Raw genomic sequence first — 23,424 nt, forward strand, 5'->3', positions numbered from 1 at the left:
CCGCGGTGACCGATGTCAGGCCCGAGTCCAGGATGCTCATCGACGGCAAGCTCGTCGAAGCCGACTCCGGCAAGCGGTTCGACAACATCAACCCCGCGACCGAACAGTTATTAGGCCAGGTGGCGGACGCCTCCACGGCGGAGATGCGGCGGGCGATCGCGGCCGCCCGACGCGCGTTCGACACCACTGACTGGTCGACGAACCATGCCTTCCGCAAGCGTTGTCTCGAACAGCTGCAGGACGCGCTGGAAAGCGAGCGGGAGGAGCTGCGCGAGGAGCTCATCCTCGAGGTCGGCTGCCCACGGATGGTGACCAGCGGCCCTCAGTTGGATGATCCGTTGGAGAGTGCGCTTCGCTACCCGGCGAAGCTGATCGACGAGTTCCCCTGGGAGTCGGATCTCCCGGACGGCCTGGCGATGGGCGTACTGAACCGGCGGCGGGTCCGGAAGGAGCCGGCCGGTGTGGTCGGCGCCATCGTGCCGTGGAACTTCCCCTTCGAGGTGGCTCTCAACAAGCTCGGCCAGATCCTCGCCACCGGGAACACGGTGGTGCTCAAGCCCGCTCCGGACACGCCGTGGAACGCCACCCGCATTGGCCGGCTGGTCGCCGAGCGCACGGACATCCCACCCGGCGTGGTCAACATCGTCACCTCCTCGGACCACCTGGTGGGCGAGGAGCTGACGCTCTCCCCGCAGGTCGACCTCGTCTCCTTCACCGGATCGACCACCGTCGGGCAGCGCATCATGGCCAAGGGCGCCGCGACGATGAAGCGGGTGTTCCTCGAGCTCGGCGGCAAGTCCGCGACGATCGTCCTCGACGACGCGGATTTCCCGAGCGCGCTCATGGCTGGCCTGGGCGTGTGCTACCACGCCGGTCAGGGCTGCGCCGTCCAGACCCGGATGCTGTTGCCGCGGTCGCGCTATGCAGAGGGTGTCGAGGTGCTGAAGGCCGCCTTCGCGGCGGTTCCCTACGGCGACCCGCAGCGCCCGGACGTGATGATGGGCCCGCTGATCTCGGCGAAGCAGCGGGATCGCGTGCTCGGCTACATCGAGAAGGGGGTGGCGGAGGGCGCCACGCTCGCTCTCGGTGGCGGTCAGCCCAGGCACCTGCCCACCGGCTGGTACGTCGAGCCCACCTTGTTCACCGACGTGGACAACTCGATGACGATCGCCCAGGAAGAGATCTTCGGGCCGGTTCTCGTGGTGATTCCGTTCGACGATGACGACGATGCCGTCCGGATCGCCAACGAGAGTGTCTACGGACTCAGCGGCGGTGTCTTCTCCGGATCCCTGGAACGGTCCTTCGCCGTGGCCCGCCGGGTGCGTACCGGGGGAATGTGCGTCAACGGCGGGACGCCCTACGGCGCCGACCTGCCGTTCGGCGGCTACAAGCACAGCGGGATCGGCCGGCAGAACGGCACGCTGGGATTCGAGCAGTACCTGGAGACCAAGTCCCTCGCCTGGCCGAAGGCCTAGTCTGCGGCCCGCAGATCCCGCAGATCCCGCAGATCCCGCAGATCCCGCAGATCCCGCAGATCCCGCAGGCGCCGGCGCTGCTGTGCTGTCGGTGATGCCGGCGGCACCTCCGGCGGCGACCGTCACCGCGAACTCTCCTTTCCCGCTTCAGGACGCGACCCGCGGCCCACCGGCACGCTCCGCAGGGCAGGAACCGCGGGGTCCGCCGCCGGCGGCATGCCCGGACAAACACCGTGACGACGACCCCCCGCGGATGACGCCGAGGCGTGCGGCATCTCCGGAAAGCCGCTCGCCCCAGTGAAGGAGCAACCGTGTCACCCACCAGCCATTTAGACGACGTCTACTACGACCCCTACGACTTCAGTATCGACGCCGATCCCTACCCGGTGTGGCGGCGGATGCGCGACGAGGCGCCGCTCTACTACAACGAGAAGCACGACTTCTATGCGCTGAGCCGCTTCGAGGACGTCGAGCGCGCCCTGACTGAGTGGGGCACCTTTCTCTCAGGACGGGGCACCCTCCTTGAAATCATCAAGGCGAACGTCCCCATACCTTCCGGGAACATTCTCTTCGAGGACCCTCCCGTGCACCACGCTCACCGTGGTGTCATGGCCCGCGTGTTCACGCCGAAAAAGATGAACGCCCTCGAGTCGAAAGTCCGTGAATTCTGCGGGCGATCCCTAGATCCGTTTGTCGGGACCGCTGGCTTTGATTTCATCGGAGATCTCGGAACGCACATGGCAATGCGCACGATCGGCTATCTCCTGGGTATTCCGGAGGAGGACCAGGAGGCGATCGGAAGCCTCTTCGACGATAATCTGCGCATCGAGGACCCGGACAACCCGAGGCCGCCAGACATCGGTATCGACGGTGCGTTCGTCGACTACATCGAATGGCGGTCAGAACATCCTTCGGACGACCTCATGACGGAACTCATGAATGCGGAGTTCGAGGATGAGACCGGGGCCGTCCGCACGCTGACGCGAGACGAGGTGATCGCCTACATAAACCTGCTGGCCGGCGCCGGGAACGAGACGACGGCGCGGCTCGTCGGTTGGGCCGGGAAGCTCCTCGGTGAACACGCGGACCAGCGCCGCGAACTCGCCGCGGATCGATCGCTGATTCCCAACGCGGTGGAGGAGGTGCTGCGGTACGAAGCGCCTTCCCCGGTACAGGCACGGTACATCGAACGCGATGTGGAACAGCACGGCCAGAAAATACCCGCGGGCAGTGTGGTCCTTCTTCTCAACGGTTCCGCCAACCGGGACGAGCGCCGTTTCCCCGATCCCGACCGTTTCGACATCCACCGCTCCGTGGGTCGCCATCTCGGCTTCGGCTACGGCATCCACCACTGCCTCGGTGCCGCACTGGCCCGCCTCGAGGGCCGGGTGGCGCTGGACGAGGTGCTCCAGCGCTTCCCCGACTGGGAGGTCGACTGGGACAACGCGGTCCAGGCCCGCACCTCGACCGTGCGGGGCTGGGAGAAGATGCCCGTCCTCATCGGCTGACCGGCCGTCCCGGCGCCCGTGTTTCCGTACCGTTCCGCCGCCGCCCCCAGGGGAGAGGGAAAATGCAGCAGTCGGACATGATCCTGATCAGCATTGACGACCATTCGATCGAGCCTCCGGACATGTACCAGCGGCATGTGCCGGCGAAATGGCTGGACCAGGCTCCGAAGGTTGTGCGCGGCTCGGAGGGCGCGGATCTCTGGGTGTTCCAGGGGCAGGCGACCGCGACACCGTTCGGCATGGCGGCGACCGTCGGCTGGCCCCGGGAGGAGTGGGGATTCCATCCCGGTTCGATGTCCGAGATGCGGCCGGGCTGTTTCGACGTCCACGAGCGCGTCCGCGACATGAACGTGAACGGCGTGCTGGCCTCGATGTGCTTCCCGACGATGGCCGGCTTCAACGCCCGGACCTTCAGCGAGGCCGCCGACAAGCAGCTTTCCTTCATCATGCTCCAGGCGTACAACGACTGGCACATCGACGAGTGGTGCGCCACCTACCCCGGCCGGTTCATCCCGCTGGGAATCGTCCCCATGTGGGACGTCGACCTGGCGGTCAGGGAGGTCCGGAGAATCGCGCGGAAGGGGTGCCGCGCGATCAGTTTCCTGGAGGCGCCGCACGGGCAGGGCTGGCCGAGCTTCCTGTCGGGCTACTGGGATCCGATGCTGAAGGCGCTCGTTGACGAGGACATGGTGCTCTGCCTGCACATCGGCGGCGCCTGGGACATCGTGCAGCTGGCTCCCGAGGCGCCCGTGGACCATTCGATAGTGATACCGTCACAGCTGACGATGCTCACCGCGCAGGACCTGCTGTTCGGTCCCACGCTGCGCCGCTTCCCGAAGCTGCGGGTCGCCCTCTCCGAGGGTGGTATCGGCTGGATCCCGTTCTATCTCGACCGGATCGACCGGCATTTCCAGAACCAGACCTGGATCGAGGGTGACTTCGGCGGGAAGCTTCCATCCGAGGTCTTCCGTGAGCATTTCCTGGCCTGTTTCATCACCGACCCCGCCGGCCTCAAGATGCGGCACGACATCGGCGTCGACGTGATCGCCTGGGAGTGCGACTACCCGCACACCGACACGACCTGGCCGGAGTCGCCGGAGTTCGTGTGGAACGAGCTGCAGAACGCCGGTGTCCCGGACGCCGAGATTCACCAGATCACCTGGGAGAACAGCGCCCGCTTCTTCAACTGGGACCCTTTCGGGCACGTCCCGAAGGAGCAGGCGACGGTGGGGGCGCTGCGTGCGCAGGCGACCGACGTGGATGTGACCCGGATGTCGCGTGCCCAGTGGCGTCGGCGCAACGAGGCCGCCGGAGTGGGCCGGGTGGAGGCCGACGGGCTCCAGGACGTGGGTGGGCTTCGATGACGGGTGTCATGGAGGGCGTCCGCATCCTCGAGGTCGCCGAGCACACGTTCGTACCGGCGGCGTCGGCCCTGCTGGCCGACTGGGGCGCCGAGGTCATCAAAATCGAGCATGTCGAGCGCGGCGACGCCATGCGCGGGCTCGCCGCGGCCGGGGTCGTTCCCGTTCCGGCGGACGTCCACGTGCTGCTGGAGCACTCCAACCGCGGGAAGCGGAGCCTGGGCCTCGACCTCACCTCCGCCGAGGGTCGCGATCTCCTCTACCGGCTGGCCGCGACGTCCGACGTCTTCCTCACCAACAAACTGCCGAAGGTGCGGACGAAGCTGCGGATCGACGTCGAGTCGATCCGTGCGCACAACCCGCGCATCGTCTACGTGCGTGGCACCGGCCAGGGTGAGCGGGGCCCCGACGCGGACCGGGGGTCGTACGACTCGCTGGCGTTCTGGGCGCGTGCCGGGATCGCCGCGGGGCTGACCCGGCCCGAGTACGGCCATGTGCCGAGCCCGCCGGCCCCGGGCTTCGGTGACTCGATCGGCGCGATGACGATCGCGGGCGGGATCATGGGCGCCCTGTTCCACCGGGAGCGCACCGGCGTCGCCAGCATCGTGGATGTGTCCCTGCTCGGCACGGGACTGTGGGCCATGGGCCAGGCGCTCGGGCTCTCGCTGCTGCTGGACCTGCCCTGGGAGCCGCCGCCGCTGAACGCGCTGGCCAATCCGCTCGTCGGCAACTACCTGACCAAGGACGGGCGCTGGCTGGCGTTCTCCTGCCTGCAGGCGGGCAGGTACTGGCCGCCGATCTGCGAGGTGATCGGGCGGCCGGAGCTGGCGGTCGACCCCCGCTTCGCCGGCCACGCGGCGCTGCGCGACAACAGCGCCGAGGCGATCGCGCTGCTGCGCGAGGCCTTCGCGGAGCGGACGCTCGAGGAGTGGCGGTCGCGGCTGGCCGACTTCGTCGGCCAGTGGGCGGTCGTGCAGGACACACGCGAGGCCGCGGTCGACGCCCAGGCCGTCGCGAACGGCTACATCCAGGACTGCGCGACGGCGGCCGGCGTGCCGTTCCAGCTGGCCGCCGCGCCGGTGCAGTTCGACGAGCAGCCGCCGCCCGCCCACCGGGCGCCGCAGTTCAACGAGCACGGCGACGCCATCCTCGCGGAGCTCGGGCTCGACTGGGACACGGTCGTGGACCTCAAGGTGCGCGGCGTCGTCGCGTAGCGGCCGCCCGGGCCGTCCGCGGATCAGTCATTCGACCTGACAGGTAGGAGAAAGTGACATGACCTTGTTCGATGCCTTCCGGTACGACGGGAAGCGGGTCCTCGTCGTCGGCGGGGCGACCGGCATGGGCGCGGCCGCCGCCGAGCTGGCACAGAGCGCCGGCGCCGAGGTCGTGGTCATGGACTACGCCGAGGTCACGCTGCCCGGCGCCAAGTCCATCCACGTCAACCTGGCGGACGCGGCGTCGATCGACGCGGCCGTCGAGCAGGTCGGCGGGCCGGTGCACGCGCTGTTCTCCGCCGCCGGTGTCGCCGACGGCACGCCGGGCATCGAGCGGATCAACTTCATCGGCCACCGGTATCTGATCGACCGCCTGCTGGCCGGGGACCTGCTGCCCCGGGGCTCGGCCATCGGCTTCATCTCGTCGGCGGCCGGCCTCGGCTGGGAGGGCAATCTCCCGCTGCTCAGGGAGTTCCTCGACATCACCGACTTCGACGCGGCGACGGCGTGGGTCCACGAGCACGGCAAGGCCGACTACATGTGGAGCAAGCAGGCGGTCTGCGCCTACGTGGCTCGGGAGTCGTTCACGCTGCTGAAGCGGGGCATCCGCGTCAACGCCATCTGCCCCGGCCCCACCGACACGCCCCTGGCCCAGGCCAACAAGGAGATGTGGCTCGGCTTCGGCGCCGACTACCGGGCCGAGATCGGCATCGAGGCGGCGACGCCGCTGGAGCAGGCCTACCCGTTGCTGTTCCTCTGCAGCGACGCCGCCGCGGCCGTCAGTGGGATCACCGTCATCACCGATGCGGGCTACTGCAGCTCGGGCATCACGGGGAGCTACCCGGCCGCCGTGGAGAACGTGCGCTTCTTCTTCGGCCGGTAGGACCGAATCTTCGGCCGGCCGGCCGGACCGACGTTCGGCCGGCCCGGCCCCGCCGGTGCCGCCAGCGACCTGGAGGAAACCCGACATGCTGTTGGAACTGAGCGCCGACCAGGAGATCTTTCGGGACACCACCGCGAGATTCCTGACCAGTCGGGTGCCGATCAACGAGGTCCGGAGTCTGCGGAACCACCCCGCCGGCTTCGATCCCGACTACTGGCGCGAGGGGGCCGATCTCGGTTGGACGTCGCTGCTGGTCAGCGAGGAACACGGCGGTGGCTCGGTCAGCGGCGCGGGGCTGGTGGACCTCACCACGATCGCCCACGAGTTCGGGGTGCACGCCGCGCCCGGCCCGCTGGTGCCGACCAACGTGGTAGCCGGGACGCTGAGCGCTGTCGGCGGCGACACGCACCGGCCCGTCCTCGCGTCCCTCCTGGCCGGCACGTCGGTCGCGGCGTGGTGCTTCGGCCCGGCTCTCTCCACCGACGGCCAGGGTCCTGCGGGCCCGCGCTGCCGGATCGCCGGCGGTGAGGTCGTCCTCGACGGCACCCAGCGCCCCGTCGAGGCGGCCGGGCAGGCGGACCACATCCTCGTCACGGCCTGGGGCGAGGCGGGGCTGACGCAGGTCCTCGTTCCGACCGACGCCGCCGGGCTGTCCCGCGAACCGATGCGGACGGCGGACCTGACCCGCCGTTTCAGCGCGGTCACGTTCGACGGCGTCCGTGTCCCCGTCGAGGCCATCGTGGGGGAGCCGGGTGACGCCGACGACCTTCTCGAGCGTCAGCTCCAGCTCGCGGTCGTCATCGGCAACGCCGAGGCGGTGGGCGCCCTGCAGACAGCATTCGACATGACCCTCCAGTGGGCGTTCGACCGTTACTCGTTCGGGCGCCCACTGGCTTCCTACCAGGAGCTCAAGCACCGGTTCGCGGACCAGAAGACGTGGCTGGAGGCCTGCCACGCCGTCAACGACGCTGCCGCCGCGGCGGTCGACGAAGGATCGCCCGACGCGAAGGAGCTGGTCAGCGCCGCCAAGGCGTTCATCGGTGACTACGGCTCCGAGCTGGTCCAGGACTGCGTGCAGATCCACGGTGGGATCGGCGTGACCTTCGAGCACGACCTGCACCTCTATCTGCGCCGCGTCACCGTGAACCGAGCGCTGTACGGCACGCCGGCCGACCACCGCCAACGCATCAGCACCGTGCTCGAGAACCAGAAGGAGCGGGCATGACCGACGGTACCGAGGACGTCGACAGCTTCCGGCGGCGGGCCCGTACCTGGATCCACGCCAATCTCCGCCCGCTGGCGCCGGATGAGACGGCCGCGCCCACCGTCGCGTTACCGGTCCAGACCGAGGAGGAGGAACTCGCCGCGCTCGCCCGTGAACGCGAGATCCAGTGCATGGTCTTCGACGCCGGCCTCGCCGGGATCGGCTTTCCCCGTGAGTACGGCGGGCAGGGCCTGACAGCGGACCACCAGCGCGCGTTCAACGCCGAGATCGTGGGCTACGAATACCCTGCGCGGCTGCAGGCACCGACGTTCTCGCCGTGCGGCGCCGTGCTGCTGGAGTTCGGCACCGAGGAGCAGAAGCGCCGGCACATCCCCGCCATCCTGAAAGGCGAGGAGATCTGGATGCAGCTGCTGTCCGAACCCAGCGGCGGGTCGGACGTCGCGGCCGCCCTCACCAGCGCCGTCCGCGACGGCGACGAGTGGATCCTGAACGGCTCGAAGGTCTGGACGACCGGCGCCTCGACCGCCGACTGGGGCCTGTGCCTGGCCCGGACGAACTGGGACGTCCCGAAGCACCGGGGCCTGACCGTGTTCATTCTCCCGATTCACCAGCCGGGCATCGAGGTGCGCCGCATCGAGATGCTGAACGGCTCGACCGAGTTCTGCCAGGAGTTCCTGACCGACGTCCGGGTCCCGGACAGCGACCGCATCGGCGATGTCGACGGCGGCTGGACGGTGGGCACCCGCTGGATGTTCCACGAGCGGATGCTCTTCAACTCGCCGTTCGTCAGCATCCCCGTGGGAGCCTCTCCCGGCGAGGTCGGTGCGGCCTCGATCGTCAACGTCGCCCGGGACGCCGGACGGTTCGACGATCGCTGCGTCCGGGACCTTCTCGGCGAGGCCCACATGCTGGAACTCGTCGGCCAGACGCTCCGGCGCCGGATCGGCCGGGGTGTCGCCGCGGGCCGGATCTCCGAACAGTCGGCCGCGATCACGCGCCTGTTCGCGGGCGTCTCGTCCGCGCGGAAGGCCACCATCGCGTTCGAGATCGCCGGCTCCGCGGGGGCAGCCTGGACATCGGACGACGGCGCGGCCGCGAACTGCGTCGACGACTTCCTGATGCGGCAGACGTCGTGCATCGGCGGTGGCACCACGGAGATGGCCCGCAACGTCATCAGTGAGCGGGTGCTCGGCATGCCCCGCGAGCGCACGCCTGACCGCGACCGCCCGTTCCGCGACGTACCGCGCAGCGCGTCGACCCGCGCCTGACCGGAGGATCCACCGGGCCGGCAACTCGCGGCAGGCGGTCTGCCGGGCCGCCTGCCGCCACGCCGGTCGTGTCGTCGACCGCCGCACCGACGGCCGGGTCCGGGGTGCACGACCGGATCTCGACCTGAGGGTGCCCACGTCGGCGCAGTGGGTTCAGGTGACCTCCACGACGACCTTGACGGCGCCGGTGCTGCGGTCAGACGCCACCCGGAACGCCTCGGCGGCGTCCGCCAGTGGGAATCGGTGGGTGATGAGCGCCTCGGGAATCTCGGGACGGGCGGCGAGCATCTCGGCGGCCTGGAGCATCTCGCGGCGACCGGCGTGGCCGCAGTACCCCATGGAGACGACGAGGGTGACCTCCTTGCCGCGCAGCGCAGAATGCGGGAGATCCATGCCGTCGAAGTACACACCGAGCAGGGCGATCGTTCCCCCGGGTTTCAACAGCTCGATGCTGCGGTGCAGGGAGCTGGGCGACCCGGCGGCCTCGATCACCACGTCGTAGAGGGCCCCCTCGGCGGGTTCGCCCACCCCGAGACGCTCGCGGATCTCGTGCTGGTGGGGGTAGCGGGCCGCCAGCACGACCTCGTCCGCGCCCTGGGTCTGGGCCGCGGCGGCGGCGAGCTGACCGATCGACCCGCCTCCGACGACGGCGACTGTCCGGCCCGGCGCGGCCCCGCCGAGGCGGACCCCGTGCCAGGAGACCGCGGCGGGCTCGGCCAGCGAGGCGTCCGCGACGTCGAGCCCGGCCGGCACGTCGAAGACCTTGTTCGCGGGCACCCGGAACTGCTCCACCATGCCGCCGTCACGTTTCATGCCGAGGGCCATGCTGGTCGTCTGGCCGCACAGGTTGTTCCGGCCCTCCCGGCACAGGTCGCACGTCCCACAGCCGAACTGGCCCTCCACCAGCACGGGCGTTCCGTCGGCCCGCCGCCCGGCGAGCTCGTGGCCGAGGACGAACGCGGTCCCGTACTTCAGGTAGCTGAGGTCGGAGGCGCAGATCCCGGCCACGGCCATGTCGAGGAGCTCGCCGTCGTCCCACCCGGGGGCGTCGTCCACATCGACGACCACCGGCCGCCCCTCGTACCCACGTACCGCCTTCATCGGTTCTCCTCCCACCGCCGGAGAACTCAGGTCTACCAGGGATGACGTCGGGCCGCCGGAGTGAGGAGCCGACATGGCGGTCGATGACGCTGCTCAGGCCGGTGAGCGCGACCATGGTGACGGCAACGGAAGGCCGTCGGAGACCACGGGCGCGCACCGGTGGCAGTGAGTCCCCCGCCGCCTTCGGCTCGGGCGGGTCAGGGGCGCAGGCGGTAGCGGATCAGGGGACCGAGTTCGCCCTGGACGGTGGCGAACGGGGTCAGGCCAAGGCGGTTGATCACGCGGATGGAGGCGGTGTTGCCCTCGTCGACCTCGGCGAGCACCTCGGGGAGGCCGACGGTGCCCAGGGCGTGGTCGATGACCGCGCGGGCGGCTTCCGTCGCGAACCCGTGGCCCCAGACGGCGGGGGTGAGGCTGTAGAGGACCTCGACGCCGAGGTCGTCGAGTGGGCGCAGCCCGGCGGTGCCGACCAGGCTTTCGCCCCTGTGCCCGCCGGGCTCGTCATGGCCGCCGCGTCCGCGGGCCAGCCAGAGTCCGTACCCGTGGGCGGTGAACGACGCGGCGCTGTCGGCGACGGTCTGGGTGATCTGGGCCGGTGACAGCGCGGTGCCGTCGAACAGGAACCGCCGCACGTCCGGATCGGTCCAGTGCGCCGCCAGCTCTGCCTGGTCGGTGTCCGCGACGGGCGTGAGTACCAGCCGTTGCGTGATCAGCACGTGTTCCACAGCGCCCGATGTTGCCAGCCGCAGGCGCATCAGGACGTCAGGATTCGTCGTGGCACGAGGCCACTTCCGCGGAGCGGAAGTGGCCTCGTGCTGTACCGGCACGGCTGTGGTCGGGAGGACCCGTGGGTCACATTCCCATGCCGCCCATCTGGCCGGCCATGGCGGCTGCGTCCGCCGCCGCCTCCGCCGCGGCCGTGGCCGGGGAGTTCGCCACGACGACCTCGACGGTCAGGAAGAGCCCGGTGATCGACGCGGCGTTCTGCAGCGCCGAGCGGGTGACCTTCACCGGGTCGATGATCCCGGCGGCGATCATGTCGACGTACTCGCCGGTGGCCGCGTTCAGCCCGTGGCCGGTAGGCAGGCCCCGCACCTTCTCGACCACCACACCGCCTTCCAGGCCGCTGTTGTAGGCGATCTGGTGCAGCGGCGCGGCGAGCGCCTGCTCGACGATCCGCGCCCCGGTCGCCTCGTCGCCGGTCAGGCCCAGGTTCTCGAACGCACGGGTGGACGCCTGCAGCAGGGCGACGCCACCGCCGGCGACGATGCCCTCCTCGACCRCTGCCTTCGCGTTCGAGACGGCGTCCTCGATGCGGTGCTTCTTCTCCTTGAGCTCGACCTCGGTGGCCGCGCCGACCTTGATGACCGCGACGCCGCCGGCGAGCTTCGCCAGCCGCTCCTGCAGCTTCTCGCGGTCGAAGTCCGTGTCGGCGGTCGGGATCTCGGCCCGGAGCTGGTTGACGCGTCCGGTGATCTGGTCCGGGTCGCCGGCGCCCTCGACGATGGTGGTCTCGTCGGCTGTGATGACGACCCTGCGGGCACGGCCCAGCAGGTCGACCGTGGTGCCGTCCAGGGTGAGGCCGACGTCCTCGGAGATGAGCTGGCCGCCGGTCAGCACGGCGATGTCGGTGAGCATGGCCTTGCGGCGGTCACCGAAACCGGGGGCCTTCACCGCGGCGCTCTTGAAGGTGCCGCGGATCTTGTTCACGACCAGGGTCGCCAGGGCCTCGCCCTCGATGTCATCCGCGATGATCACCAGTGGCCGCCCGGTCTGGGCCACCTTCTCCATCAGCGGGACGAGGTCCTTGACCGACGAGATCCGGCCGGTGGTGAGCAGGATGTACGGGTCCTCGAGGACGGTCTCCTGGCGGTCGGCGTCGGTGACGAAGTACGGCGAGATGTAGCCCCGGTCGAACCGCATGCCCTCGGTGAGCTCGAGCTCCAGGCCGAAGGTGTTGCTGTCCTCGACGGTGATGACCCCTTCCCGGCCGACCTTGTCCAGCGCCTCGGCGATCATGTTGCCGATGGCCGGGTCGCCGGCGGAGATGGACGCGGTTGCGGCGATCTGCTTCTTCGTCTCCACCTCCCGGGCCGCGGCGACGAGCTCCGCGCAGACGCGCTCGACGGCGGCCTCGATGCCCTTCTTCAGGCCGAGGGGGTTCGCGCCGGCGGCGACGTTGCGCAGGCCCTCGCGCACCAGCGCCTGGGCCAGGATCGTCGCGGTGGTGGTGCCGTCACCCGCGACGTCGTTGGTCTTCTTCGCCACTTCCTTGACGAGTTCCGCGCCGATCTTCTCGTACGGGTTCTCGAGCTCGACCTCGCGCGCGATGCTCACGCCGTCGTTGGTGATCGTGGGCAGCCCGAACCTGTTCTCGAGGACGACGTTGCGGCCCTTGGGGCCGAGCGTGACCCTGACCGCGTCGGCCAGCTGGTTCATGCCGCGCTCCAGGCCGCGCCGTGCCTCCTCGTCGAACGCGATGATCTTTGACATGCGTGGTGAGTCCTCCTGGGGGGCAGGCCTGCGCGGAGGAATGCCGGTCGCTGGCGGGTGCCTGACGACGCCAGACGACGGGCCAGGTGGCCCCGGCACCGTCACACCAGAGGTTGGCACTCGACCTAGCTGAGTGCCAGCAACTTTATAGGGACCGGCCGTGCCGACAGCGACACCGCGACCACCCAAGGTCTACCCCCGGTACCGATGTCGGGGGGTGGTCGTGTTCCCGGCAGGAGCTCGTCCTGCGGGGTGTCAACCGACGTTGCGGACGGTGATCAGGCGGTCGCCGGGGTGGATCGGGGTCGCGGCCGGGTCGTCGAACCGAAGCAGACGGCCGTCCCGGATGACGGCGAGCACCGGATCCGAGCATTCCCGGGGGCCGCGCCCGACCTCGTCCGCGGCCGCGGGGCGCTCCGCCAGCCGCAGCCCCGCGTCGGAGGTCAGCAGGTCCTCGAACACGTCGACGACCTGCGGGCTGCGGGTCGCGAGTCCGAGCATCCTGCCGGCGGCGTCCGAGCTGGTCACCACCTGGTCCGCCCCACCGCGGCGCAGCAGGGGGATGTTCTCCGCCTCGCGGACAGCCGCCGAGATCACCGCGTTCGGTGCCAGCTCCCGTGCCGTCAGGGTGATCAGAACGTTGGCCTCGTCGGAGTTCGTGGCGATGATCACAGCGCGGGCGCGCTCGGCCAGCGCCTCCCGCAGCACGGCCGAACGGGTGCCCGACCCGGTGACGGTCGTGAACCCGTCACGGCCCGCGTCGGCGAGCGCCCGCCGGTCGGGGTCGACGACAACGATCTGCTCCGCGGGAACGCCGTCCTCGCGCAGCGCCCGCACCGCGCTGCGGCCCTTCACCCCGTAGCCGACCACGACCACATGCTGGTCCACTCGTCTCCTCCACCGTTCGACCCGGAAGGCCTCCCGGGAACGCTCGGTCAGCACCTCCAGTGTCGTGCCGACCAGCACGATCAGAAAGATCACCCGAGCCGGGGTGACCACCAGGACATTGACCAGGCGCGCGCTCGGCGTGAGGGGCGCGATGTCGCCGTACCCGGTCGTCGAAAGGCTGACGGTCGCGTAGTAGGAGGCGTCCAGCAGGCTCAGCGGGTTCCCCTGGTTGTCCGCATAGCCGTCCCGCCCCGCGTAGACCACGGCCACGGTCCCCACCAGGATCAGCAGGGCCAGCGCCAGCCGCCGTGCGATCGCCCGGCCCGGCCCCCCACCCGCCGGGCGCGGCACCGAGACACTCGCATGCGCCCGCTCACTTCCGCGCTCCCTCGCCACGCCCGCCAGTCTCCCGCACGCCCGGCGCCCCGGCCGACGCCCCCTCGGCCGGGGATGCGCGGAGGCGCGACTGCCGAGCATCGGCGGCCACGAGCCCGGAGACGACTGCGACCTGCCGCGCAGATGAAGATCGATGATTCCCCTTTTGGGCTAGCCGGAACGTGGTGGTTTCCTGACCTGTCGTGGCCCGCTCACCGATCGTGGTGGCGGCTGGGCGCTCGGCCCGGCCGTGATCGGAAGGAGCGCTATGCCCCGCTCGCCCCTCGGCCGTGTGGCCAGCGCCGGGCTCGTCGCGGCGTCCATGATCATTCCGCTGGGTGTCGCGGTGCCTGCGGCAACCGCGGCTGCACCGGCTGCCACTGTCCGTTTACCGGCGGACGCGACGCCCGCGCCGCCGTCCGCGCCGTCCGCGCCGTCCGCGCCGGGACGGCCGGGCCCGGCGGCGCCGTCGGCCGTGCCGAACCCGGCCGTGACCGCCATCCCGACCACCGCGCAGTCGAAGCCGTTCCTGAGCGACACGGACCTGCGCAGGCACGGGTACGTCGAGGAGGAGTTCTCGTTCAGCGGCAAGGCCAACATCTACACGATCCCCGCGCTCGCGGACGCGACGGTGGCGACGCCGGACATCCCGTACACCTCACGGATGATCGTGCGGCGTCCGACGGATCCGCGCCGCTTCAACGGCGTGGTGGTGGTCGAGTGGCTGAACGTCTCGGCCGGCTACGACATCGAGGCTGCCTGGCTCCCGCACCGGGAGCACTTCCTGCGCGAGGGTTACGCCTGGGTCGGCGTCTCGGCGCAGACCGGCGGCGTGAACCATCTCAGGGCCTGGAACCCGGACCGCTACGGCGCTCTGGACACCACCGCCGGCGGCACTGTCACGCCCCCCGACGCGCTGTCCTACGACATCTTCTCCCAGGCCGTGCAGGCGGTGCGCAGCCCGAAGCCGACGCAGGTCCGTCCACTCGGCCCGCTGACGGCCCGGCACGTGATGGGGGCCGGCGCCTCCCAGTCCGCGGGGCGGCTCGCGGTCTACCACAACGCGATCCACCCGCTGCACAAGGTGATCGACTCGCTGCTGCTCACCGTCGGCGGCGGGGCGCTGCGCACGGACGTCGGCCTGAAGGTCCTGCAGGTGCTGAGCGAGACGGACGTCCGCACGCCGTCCACCACGCCCGACTCGGCGACCTTCCGCCGCTGGGAGGTGGCCGGAACCTCGCACTTCGACGCGAACATCCGGTCGGCGCTGTACAGCCTGCTGGAGCGGGACTACCCCGAGGGGGCGTTCGAACCCGACTGCACCAGCCCGCCGTTCAGCCGGGCGCCGCTGCACCATGTGACCAACGCGGCGATCGACCACCTCGCGCGGTGGGCCCGCTTCGGTGCCTCCCCGCCCTCCGCGCCGGGCCTGACGTTCACCACCGGTCCGGACGGTCGGCAGGTGCTGGCCCGGGACGAGCACGGGATCGCTCTCGGCGGCATCCGGCTGGCCGCCGTGGACGCCCCGACCGCGGTGAACACCGGGGCCAACGGCGGAGAAAGCTTCTGCATCCTGTACGGCACCCATGTCCCCTTCGACGAGGCGACCCTGGACCAGCTGTACCGGTCGCACAGCGACTACGTCGGCAAGGTCACCGCCGCCACCGTGCGCAACGTCGCCCGGGGCTACGTCGTCCAGGCGGACGCCGCCGCGACGATCGCGCAGGCCCACCGCGACGACATTCCCTGACCCGGCGGTCGCGCTGCCCGCACCCGCACCCGCGGGCAGCGCGGCGGTCAGCCAGGCCGCACGGCGTCCAGCCGGGCCACCTCGGCGTCGGTGAACAGGCGGGACCGGGTCAGGAATCGGTAGCCCTCGGGCGCCTCCAGGCTGAAACCGGCGCCGCGCCCCGGCACCAGGTCGATCGTCAGGTGGGTGTGGGACCAGTACTCGAACTGGGCCGCACCGATGTAGACGGGCACGCCATCGCCGGGGATGCCCCCGACCGTGGCGTCATCCGTGCTGTCCGTGCTGTCCGTGCTGTCCGCGCTGTCCGCGCCGATGACGCCGAGCAGGACGTCGCGGTCGCCGACGAGGAACTCGCCGCGCGGGTAGCACATCGGGGACGAGCCGTCGCAGCATCCGCCGGACTGGTGGATCATCAGCGGCCCGTGTTCCGCGGCGAGTCGCCGCAGCATGGCGAGCGCCGCGGGGGTGGCATCCACCCGGGTGGCCCTTCCCCCGACGTCGGTTCCCTGGACGTCGGTCATGGTCTGTCTCCTAGAAGAAGCCCATCGCCTTGGGGGAGTAGCTGACGAGCAGGTTCTTCGTCTGCTGGTAGTGGTCGAGCATCATCCGGTGGTTCTCCCGGCCGATGCCGGACTGCTTGTAGCCGCCGAAGGCCGCGTGCGCGGGGTAGAGGTGGTAGCAGTTCGTCCAGACGCGGCCCGCGCGGATGTCGCGGCCGGCGCGGTAGGCGGTGGTGCCGTCCCGGGTCCACACGCCGGCGCCGAGCCCGTACAGGGTGTCGTTCGCCTGGGCGATCGCGTCGGAGTAGCCGTCGAAGGAGGTCACCGACACCACCGGGCCGAAGATCTCCTCCTGGAAGATCCGCATCCGGTTGTCGCCCTGGAAGATCGTCGGCTGGACATAGTAGCCGCCGGCCAGATCGCCGCCGAGCTCGGCGCGTTCGCCGCCGAGGACGAGGCGGGCGCCCTCCTTCCGGCCGATGTCGATGTAGGAGAGGATCTTCTCCAGCTGGTCGGCGCTGGCCTGCGCGCCGACCATGGTCTCGGTGTCGAGCGGGTTGCCCTGCCGGACGGCCTTCGTGCGGATCGCCGCCGCGTCGAGGAAGTCATCGAAGATCTCGCGGTCGACCAGGGCCCGCGACGGGCAGGTGCAGACCTCGCCCTGGTTGAGGGCGAACATCGTGAAGCCCTCCAGACACTTGTCCTGGAAGTCGTCGTGCTCGGCGAACACGTCCCGGAAGAAGATGTTCGGGCTCTTGCCGCCGAGTTCGAGCGTGACCGGRATCAGGTTCTGGCTGGCGTACTGCATGATCAGACGTCCGGTGGTCGTCTCGCCGGTGAAGGCGATCTTCGCGATGCGCGGTGAGGACGCGAGCGGCTTGCCCGCCTCGACGCCGAAGCCCTGCACGACGTTGAGGACGCCGGGTGGCAGCAGGTCGCCGATCAGGTCCCACAGCAGGTTGATCGACGCCGGGGTCTGCTCGGCCGGCTTGAGCACGACGGCGTTGCCGGCCGCGAGGGCGGGCGCGAGCTTCCAGGTCGCCATGAGCAGCGGGAAGTTCCAGGGGATGATCTGCCCGACGACGCCCAGTGGCTCGGCGAAGTGGTAGGCGACGGTGTCCGCGTCGATCTCGGAGAGCGAGCCCTCCTGCGCCCGGATGGCGCCCGCGAAGTACCGGAAGTGGTCGATGGCCAGCGGAATGTCGGCGGCAAGCGTCTCGCGCACGGGCTTGCCGTTGTCCCAGGACTCGCCGACGGCAAGCAGTTCGAGGTTCGCCTCCATCCGGTCGGCGATCTTGTTGAGGATGTCGGCGCGGGCGGCGACCGAGGTCCGTCCCCAGGCCGGCGCGGCGGCGTGTGCGGCGTCGAGGGCCTTCTCCACGTCCTCCGCGGTGGACCGGGCGATCTCGGTGAAGGCCTGACCGGTGACCGGGCTGGTGTTCTCGAAGTACTGACCCTTCGCCGGCGCCACGTACTCGCCGCCGATGATGTTGTCGTAGCGTGAGGCGAAACGGGTGGGGGATTCCGGCTGTCCGGGGCGGGCGTAGACGGTCATGTCTCGGAACTCCTTCGGGAATCTGCTGGTTCCGGTCGATTCCGGCCGAGGTGGCTGGCGCGGACGCTAGGCCCGTGCACGTTGCGGAGACGTTGCGGCGGTGCCGGGGTGATCGGCGCTGAGACGGTCGGCGCTGGCCTGGGCGATCGTGATGTCCTGTTCGACGGTGCCGCCGCTCACCCCGATCGCACCGAGCAGGTCGCCATCCGGCGTGAACAGCGGGATGCCGCCGCCGAAGACGACCAGGCCGCCGTTGGTCCCCTCGATGCCGTACAGCGGGCCACCGACCGCGGCGGCCTTGCCCAGCTCGTCGGTGGTCATGCGCAGCAGTACCGCGGTGCGGGCCTTGCGGATGGCGATGTCGACGCTGGCGAGGATCGCGCCGTCCTGGCGGGCGAACGCCAGCAGGTGGCCGCCGTCGTCGGCCACGGCGACGTTGATCGGCACGCCGACCGCGTCCGCCTTGACCAGTGCGATGTCGATCAGGGCGCGGGCCTGGTCGAGAGCGAGACGTCCGGGCATGGCGTGGTCTCCTTTCACGGTGCGGGCAGCGGTCTGAGCGGGAGCCCGACGACGATGCGGGCCGCGTTGTGCCCGAGGACACGGGCGGCCGACGCCGGGCCGGTCAGCACCGGTGCGGCCGGCGGCAGTTTCGCGTGGTGCACGCAGACGGTTCCGTGGGCGTCCACGCCGACGCCGACGTCGAGCGCGGAGGCCTGGGCGGCGGCGTAGGCCAGCGCCGCCGCCTCACCGCCGTGGTCGTTGTTGCCCCTGTGGTCACCATGGCTGTGGTCGCCGTGGGCCGGTTCGGTTCGGAAGGGCACGCCCTCCTCCTCCATCCCGGCGTGGATCTCCCGGACCAGCCGCGGATCCGACTGGTCGAGGTCGTAGCGGACGACGATCGTGGGACGGCCGCGTCGCGCGCGGTCCGCACGCCGGTCGTGCACGCGCCGGTCCCCCGGCACAGCCGGGGCCGTGGACGGGGACGGGGCCGTGGACGGGGGCGGGGCCGGGGGAGTGCCCGGGTGGGTGGCCACCCGGTCACACTCCCGCGGTGGGCGCGGGATCGCGCGCGACGTGTGCCGTCGCCGCGTGCCGGGCCACCAGCCCGGTGGCGACCGCGTTGCGCGGGCCCTCACGGCCACGGATGTTGCCCGTCCCGCAGACGATCCCGAACTCCGCGACCGCCTCGGAGATCATGTCCGGTATCTCGAAGTCGAGCGCGGATCCGCCGAGGACCACGACGAACCCGAGCTGGCGCAGGTTGCCGCCGGGGGAGACCATCTCCAGCGCGCGGCGCGCGTTGACCACGAACACCCGGTGCTTGGCGGCCCGGCGCACCTGGCGGATCCGTTCGATGGTGTGCCGGGTGGGGATCGGGTGCACCCCGGTGTCGGCGAGCACGACGACTCGGGCGAACGCGTCGACGGGCAGCGGGTCGGTGCGGAAGCGGACCGTGCCGTCCTCCATCCGGAGGTGGAAGAAGCTTTCGGCCTTCGCCAGCGGATACTTCTTGATCTCCTCCGCGAGGTCGACGTTGCCCAGCCCCAGCTCGGCGTCGATCAGCCGGGTGACCAGGTCGCCGGCACCGGCCAGGTGGACGGAACGGACCTCGTCGCCATGCCCGGCGACAGCCGCGTCGGTGGATCCGCCGCCGAGATCGAGGATCGCGATCGGGCGGTCGGTACCGGGGGTGGTTAGGGCGCCGAGCACCGCCATGTCGGCTTCGACACCGCCGATCAGCACGTCGAGGCCGAGGGCCTCCCGCAGCCGGGCGGCGAGCAGTTCCATCGGTCCTCGGCTGGTGCGCACCATCGCGGCGAGCGCGACCGCGTTCGCCAGCGCGGACTCGCCCGCCAGCGCACCGGTCACCGGTTGCGGCGCGACGGTGTCCACGGCGAGGACGTCCTGGATGCGCACCGCGTCGGCGGGGGTCGCGGTGAGGTCGGACATGGTGTCGTGAACCCGGGCGAGCATCCCGCCGACGTGGGTTCCGGCCTCGCCGGTGGCGTCGGCCAGCGGCTGGACCCGGCGCAGTGCGGCCATGATCTCCTCGGCGCCGGCGCTGATCTCGACCGTCCGCCGGGCTGTCGCGCCGATCAGGGTGAGGCGGCCGGCGGGGATCCTGCGGTCGGTGATGTCCCCGGTGGGTGTGCGGATCACCACGGCGGACCGGTTGCCCACCAGTGCCCGCGCGACGGGCGCGACCATCCGGGTCTGGTCAGGGTCGAGCCCGAACACGGTTGCGATCCCGTAGGAGTTCGACAGGGTTCGGATGGTGTGCCCGGGTCGGGCGACCTCGACGGCGGCGAGCATCCCGAGCGGGATCCGGTCAATCAGGCTGACCTCGTCGACGACCGGGATCGGGGTGTGCAGCCGGTTGGCGATCAGGTTCGCGTCGTCGGCGCACACGACGGCCCCGGTGACCTGGATTCCGGCCGCGACCGCGCTGTTGATGCCCACCGCCGCGTCGTCGAAGTCGGCGCCGGCGCCGACCAGGCAGATGACCGGCTCGGCGGGGTCGCGGCCGGGCAGGTCCGCGAGGGCGACGGTGACACCGACACCCAGTCCGCCCCCGCCGGGCGTCCGTGGGTTGTGCCCGATCATCGTCGACTCGGTGATGATCGTCTCGGTGATGGTGTCCATCGCCAGCCCGCTGATGACCGGAGTCGCCTCGTTGACCAGGAGCACGGCGAGCTCCGCCGGGTCACGCCCGGCGGCGGCCAGAGCCCGGCGGACGACGTCGGCGACCCCGGACACGTTCTCCGTCGTGCCCTTCACCCCGGACGTCGCACCGAGCGCCCCGGCGAGCCAGGAGATCTCCCGCCCGTCCGCGTCGACCTCGGCGACACACGCCTCGGTCGTCGAGTTCCCGATGTCGACGCCCACGACCAGCGTCACGATGCCCCCACCATCACCGTCACGACGCCGCCGCCAGGCGGATCAGGGCGGTCAGCTCCTCCGGGGCGGCGCCGGGACGGACGAGGCCGGTCTCCCTGATGTGCAGCAGGGCGGCCTTCGCCTGCCAGCGTGGGCGGGCCATGTAGTCGTTGCGGGACGGAACCGGCTCCGGGGACTCGCCCTTGGCGTACCGGGCGGCGTTGCGGCCGACGCTGCGAAAGACCTCCAGGTCCATCAGCGGCGCCTGCGGGAACAGCTCCAGGCTGGACAGCTTCGGGAGGTCCTTCTGGTGGATCATCGTGGTGCCGCGGGACAGGACGCCTATGCCGATCCCCGAGCCGGACAGCCGGGCGGCCCCGTGCCCGATGACCGCCAGGTCGGAACTGCCGGGGAACCGGACCACCCGGGCGTGCACGCCCTGCTCCTCGACGCCGGCGAGCAGCTGCCGCAGCACCTCGGCGTGCGGCACGTCCACGATGGTCTTCGTGAACAGGTCACCGAAGCCCGGCGAGAGGCCGATGACCACCTCGTCCGGTCGGCGTCCCGCCGCTGCCGGGCCTCGGCTCGTCAGTTCCAGCGTGCGCTCGGTCGCCGTCGTGTTGTCCGTCATCAGCCGACTTCCTCTTCCGGGTTCCGCGCGCTGACCACGTGCCGCAGCCGCTTCATCTGCTCCCACCGGGCCCCGGTGGGGCGGTAGCCGCTGCCGGGCCCCGCGTAGTCGTTGGCGTCGTTGACCGCCGAGAGGGTCTCCAGCTCGGGGGTGAGGATCGCCGCGGTGTGYAGGAGATCGCCGGAGACCCGGTGCCGCAGCACCCCGAGGAACGACTCGGCCATGTCGGGGAAGCCCGCGGCGTCCAGCCCCCTGACGATGTCGAGCCCGGTGATGCCACGGTCCATGACCGACTGCGCGCCCTTGAGGTCCTCCAGGACGTCGCGGAGCGGCAGTTCCTTGCTGCCGTGCGCGTAGGTCACCGCCTCGATCTCCCGGTCGGTGATCGGCGGCAGGTCGAGGTGGGCGAAGACACCCTGCAGGGCCCGGGCGGCCCGGCTGCGGGCGGCGAGGATCTCCGCCTCGCCGACGTGCCGCAGCGCGCCGTCGACCTGCAGGTCGCGCTGGATGACGTTCCAGTCGTCGTAGTCCTCGGAGTCGAGGTTCGAGCCGGCGAACATGTTGTCGTAATTCGGCACCGCGGAGTAGCCCGAGCAGATGAAGTCGGTGCCGGGCAGCAGCTGCGGGAGCAGCCGGGCGGTGCGCCGCATGTCGGAGTGGGAGAACGACTGGTCGTTGCCGGAGGCGCACTCCAGGCCCACCGTGCTGGCGATCAGGTTCTCCGCCAGCACCGCGCGGATCCCGGCCGGCACGGCGCCGGGCACACCGATGCAGCTGATCGAACCGTTCTGCAGGCCCTGCACGCCGGCGCCCCTGGTCACCAGGATGCAGCGGATCTCCAGGTACAGCATGGACCGGCCCTCGGCGTTGCCCATCTGCACCTCGGAGCCGGTCCCCGAGGTGAACCGCATCTTGATGCCGCGGGACGCGTACGCCGAGGCGAGGAAGGTCTTCGACCACGGGGTGTCGTCCCCGTCGCAGAAGACCGACTCGGTGCCGTACACGGAGATCGTCTCCGCGTAGGCGGTGATGCCGCGCATGCCGAGTTCGAGTTCGGTGGCCTCCTCCAGCGCGCACTGGGTGAGTGCGCCCGGAACCGCGGCCTGCGCGCCGACCTGCAGTGCGATCGCCACCAGCGGGGCGTACCGCACCACCCCGAGGGTGGTCTCCAGCTCGCGGAAGCCGCGCAGCGCGCCCTCGGCGGCGTCCGCCGCGACCTGGACGGGGTTGTCCCGCGCGCTGGTCGAGTGCGCCTGGTTCGCCGGGGTGCGCCGGGCCCGCATCTTCTGCAGGGCCATCATCATCTCGACCACGTTCATGGTCTTGACGACCTCGAGCAACGCCGCCGGGGTCAGCCCGCGCGAGACATCCAGCACCTCGCGCCGGGACACCTTCGGGTCCACCAGCAGGTGCGCGATCTCGACCGGGTCGAGCGCCATCGCCTTCTCGGTGGCCGTGACGTCGATGGCGTGGTCGGCGATGAACTGGTCGAGGAAGTCGAAGTCCGCGCGTTCCCGCCCGTCCATCTCCACAATGACCCCGCCCTCGACCCGCACGCTCGGGGTCGGGTCGTACGGGCTGTCCATGGCGACCATGCCGACCTCGGGCCACTCCTCGACGAAACCGTCGAGGTTCACCGGCCGGTTCTCCAGAATCTCGGTCCGGCGGGACCGTCGCGCCGGTGCCGACCCCGACACCGGGGCCTGTGTGCTGTGCTCGGCTCGGCTCGTGGCGTCCGTCGTGCTCATCTGCGACTCACCCTCCTGTTGGAACCCGGAACCCGGGACTCGAAATCCGGATCGGCTGGCGCGTGTGGGGGCGGTCAGCCCGCGAGGATGCCGCGTCGCTCGTAGACGTCGGCGGCCTCCCGGACGAGCTCGGCACACAGCGTCGCGCCGTGGTCCCGTTCGAGCCGGTCCGCGATGTCGGTCAGCTGCTCCCGGGTCGCGGCCCGCGGYCGCAGCGTGTTGTAGATCGTCAGGACGTCCTCGTCCGACAGCGAGGTGAGCTCGGCGGCCCGGCGGAAGTTCTGCGCCAGCTGCGGCAGGCCCACCTTCTCGGCGATCTGGGCCTGCAGCCGCAGCGTCGCCGGCGTGATGCGGATGTCCTCGGGGCCGATCTCACCGGCCAGCAGCGCGGACATGGTGATCTCGTCGATGCGCCTGCCGGTCGGCGTCCGGAGCAGGTCCGGGCGGTGGGCTGCCAGCGGGTAGTCCCGCCGCGGGTCCAGGTCGACGTCGACTTCCGCGTCGATTTTCGCGTCGACGTCCACTTCGACGTACGTCATGGGCTTCGCTCCTGCCTTCATCACGGTGCC

At 70.7% G+C, this 23,424-nt stretch carries 20 protein-coding genes; 8 read left to right on the plus strand and 12 right to left on the minus strand.

The window, feature by feature from the left end:
* The first annotated feature begins 32 nt into the window (after positions 1–32).
* The 7 genes from CC117_RS23785 (at position 33) to CC117_RS23815 (ending at position 8,934) form a co-directional block, all read left to right on the plus strand.
* The gene (locus tag CC117_RS23785; RefSeq protein ID WP_071087863.1) at positions 33–1,475 is read left to right on the plus strand and encodes an aldehyde dehydrogenase family protein; all 1,443 of its coding nucleotides are present in this window, start codon (positions 33–35) and stop codon (positions 1,473–1,475) included.
* Between the two features lie 311 nt (positions 1,476–1,786).
* Positions 1,787–2,983 carry a cytochrome P450 gene (locus CC117_RS23790; RefSeq protein WP_071087809.1) on the plus strand — a complete coding sequence of 399 codons (1,197 nt, stop codon included), beginning with the start codon at positions 1,787–1,789 and terminating at the stop codon, positions 2,981–2,983.
* Positions 2,984–3,045: 62 nt separating this feature from the next.
* On the plus strand, positions 3,046–4,347 hold the full coding sequence (locus CC117_RS23795; protein ID WP_071087811.1) for an amidohydrolase family protein: 1,302 nt from the start codon (positions 3,046–3,048) through the stop codon (positions 4,345–4,347).
* Positions 4,344–5,558 (plus strand): CaiB/BaiF CoA transferase family protein, encoded by a 1,215-nt coding sequence (locus CC117_RS23800; protein WP_071087813.1) that lies wholly within the window; start codon positions 4,344–4,346, stop codon positions 5,556–5,558. Before CC117_RS23795 ends, CC117_RS23800 begins: the two co-directional genes overlap by 4 nt.
* Positions 5,559–5,616: 58 nt before the next feature.
* Entirely contained in the window at positions 5,617–6,441 is an 825-nt protein-coding gene (locus CC117_RS23805; protein ID WP_071087814.1) for an SDR family oxidoreductase, read from the plus strand.
* A gap of 85 nt (positions 6,442–6,526) precedes the next feature.
* Positions 6,527–7,666, plus strand: coding sequence for an acyl-CoA dehydrogenase family protein (locus CC117_RS23810; protein WP_071087816.1), 1,140 nt, complete (start codon positions 6,527–6,529; stop codon positions 7,664–7,666).
* Positions 7,663–8,934: an acyl-CoA dehydrogenase family protein gene (locus tag CC117_RS23815; protein WP_071087818.1), complete on the plus strand. Its 1,272-nt coding sequence runs from the start codon at positions 7,663–7,665 to the stop codon at positions 8,932–8,934. The genes CC117_RS23810 and CC117_RS23815 overlap by 4 nt, the downstream gene beginning before the upstream one ends.
* A gap of 153 nt (positions 8,935–9,087) precedes the next feature.
* Here CC117_RS23815 and CC117_RS23820 read toward each other — a convergent pair whose 3' ends face one another.
* From CC117_RS23820 to CC117_RS23835, 4 genes are all read right to left on the minus strand, one after another.
* On the minus strand, positions 9,088–10,035 hold the full coding sequence (locus tag CC117_RS23820; protein ID WP_071087821.1) for a zinc-dependent alcohol dehydrogenase: 948 nt from the start codon (positions 10,033–10,035) through the stop codon (positions 9,088–9,090).
* 197 nt (positions 10,036–10,232) lie between these two features.
* A complete protein-coding gene (locus CC117_RS23825) occupies positions 10,233–10,751 on the minus strand; it encodes a GNAT family N-acetyltransferase (RefSeq protein ID WP_198541962.1) in 519 nt (172 codons plus the stop codon).
* A 136-nt stretch (positions 10,752–10,887) separates the two neighbouring features.
* Positions 10,888–12,528 carry a chaperonin GroEL gene (gene groL, locus CC117_RS23830; RefSeq protein ID WP_071087825.1) on the minus strand — a complete coding sequence of 547 codons (1,641 nt, stop codon included), beginning with the start codon at positions 12,526–12,528 and terminating at the stop codon, positions 10,888–10,890.
* A gap of 255 nt (positions 12,529–12,783) precedes the next feature.
* Positions 12,784–13,821, minus strand: coding sequence for a potassium channel family protein (locus CC117_RS23835; protein WP_071087865.1), 1,038 nt, complete (start codon positions 13,819–13,821; stop codon positions 12,784–12,786).
* A gap of 238 nt (positions 13,822–14,059) precedes the next feature.
* Between CC117_RS23835 and CC117_RS23840 the strand changes: the two genes are divergently transcribed.
* On the plus strand, positions 14,060–15,541 hold the full coding sequence (locus CC117_RS23840) for an alpha/beta hydrolase domain-containing protein (protein WP_198541963.1): 1,482 nt from the start codon (positions 14,060–14,062) through the stop codon (positions 15,539–15,541).
* 47 nt (positions 15,542–15,588) lie between these two features.
* Here the strand turns inward: CC117_RS23840 and CC117_RS23845 are convergent, their stop codons facing one another.
* The 8 genes from CC117_RS23845 to CC117_RS23880 all read right to left on the minus strand — a co-directional run bounded on the left by CC117_RS23845 (position 15,589) and on the right by CC117_RS23880 (position 23,394).
* A complete protein-coding gene (locus CC117_RS23845; protein WP_071087827.1) occupies positions 15,589–16,062 on the minus strand; it encodes a DUF779 domain-containing protein in 474 nt (157 codons plus the stop codon).
* Between the two features lie 10 nt (positions 16,063–16,072).
* On the minus strand, positions 16,073–17,596 hold the full coding sequence (exaC, locus tag CC117_RS23850) for an acetaldehyde dehydrogenase ExaC (RefSeq protein ID WP_071087829.1): 1,524 nt from the start codon (positions 17,594–17,596) through the stop codon (positions 16,073–16,075).
* Between the two features lie 66 nt (positions 17,597–17,662).
* Positions 17,663–18,118, minus strand: a complete 456-nt coding sequence (locus tag CC117_RS23855) for a GlcG/HbpS family heme-binding protein (RefSeq protein ID WP_084132691.1) — start codon at positions 18,116–18,118, stop codon at positions 17,663–17,665.
* A gap of 14 nt (positions 18,119–18,132) precedes the next feature.
* On the minus strand, positions 18,133–18,543 hold the full coding sequence (locus CC117_RS23860; RefSeq protein WP_071087831.1) for a glycerol dehydratase reactivase beta/small subunit family protein: 411 nt from the start codon (positions 18,541–18,543) through the stop codon (positions 18,133–18,135).
* 94 nt (positions 18,544–18,637) lie between these two features.
* Positions 18,638–20,497 (minus strand): diol dehydratase reactivase subunit alpha, encoded by a 1,860-nt coding sequence (locus CC117_RS23865; RefSeq protein ID WP_071087833.1) that lies wholly within the window; start codon positions 20,495–20,497, stop codon positions 18,638–18,640.
* A 19-nt stretch (positions 20,498–20,516) separates the two neighbouring features.
* The gene (locus CC117_RS23870; protein WP_071087835.1) at positions 20,517–21,107 is read right to left on the minus strand and encodes a propanediol/glycerol family dehydratase medium subunit; all 591 of its coding nucleotides are present in this window, start codon (positions 21,105–21,107) and stop codon (positions 20,517–20,519) included.
* On the minus strand, positions 21,107–22,855 hold the full coding sequence (locus tag CC117_RS23875) for a propanediol/glycerol family dehydratase large subunit (RefSeq protein ID WP_241830365.1): 1,749 nt from the start codon (positions 22,853–22,855) through the stop codon (positions 21,107–21,109). Before CC117_RS23875 ends, CC117_RS23870 begins: the two co-directional genes overlap by 1 nt.
* Positions 22,856–22,929: 74 nt before the next feature.
* On the minus strand, positions 22,930–23,394 hold the full coding sequence (locus tag CC117_RS23880) for a diol dehydratase small subunit (RefSeq protein WP_018637725.1): 465 nt from the start codon (positions 23,392–23,394) through the stop codon (positions 22,930–22,932).
* Between the last annotated feature and the right edge of the window lie 30 nt (positions 23,395–23,424).

The organism is Parafrankia colletiae (assembly GCF_001854655.1).
Classification (GTDB): domain Bacteria; phylum Actinomycetota; class Actinomycetes; order Frankiales; family Frankiaceae; genus Parafrankia; species Parafrankia colletiae.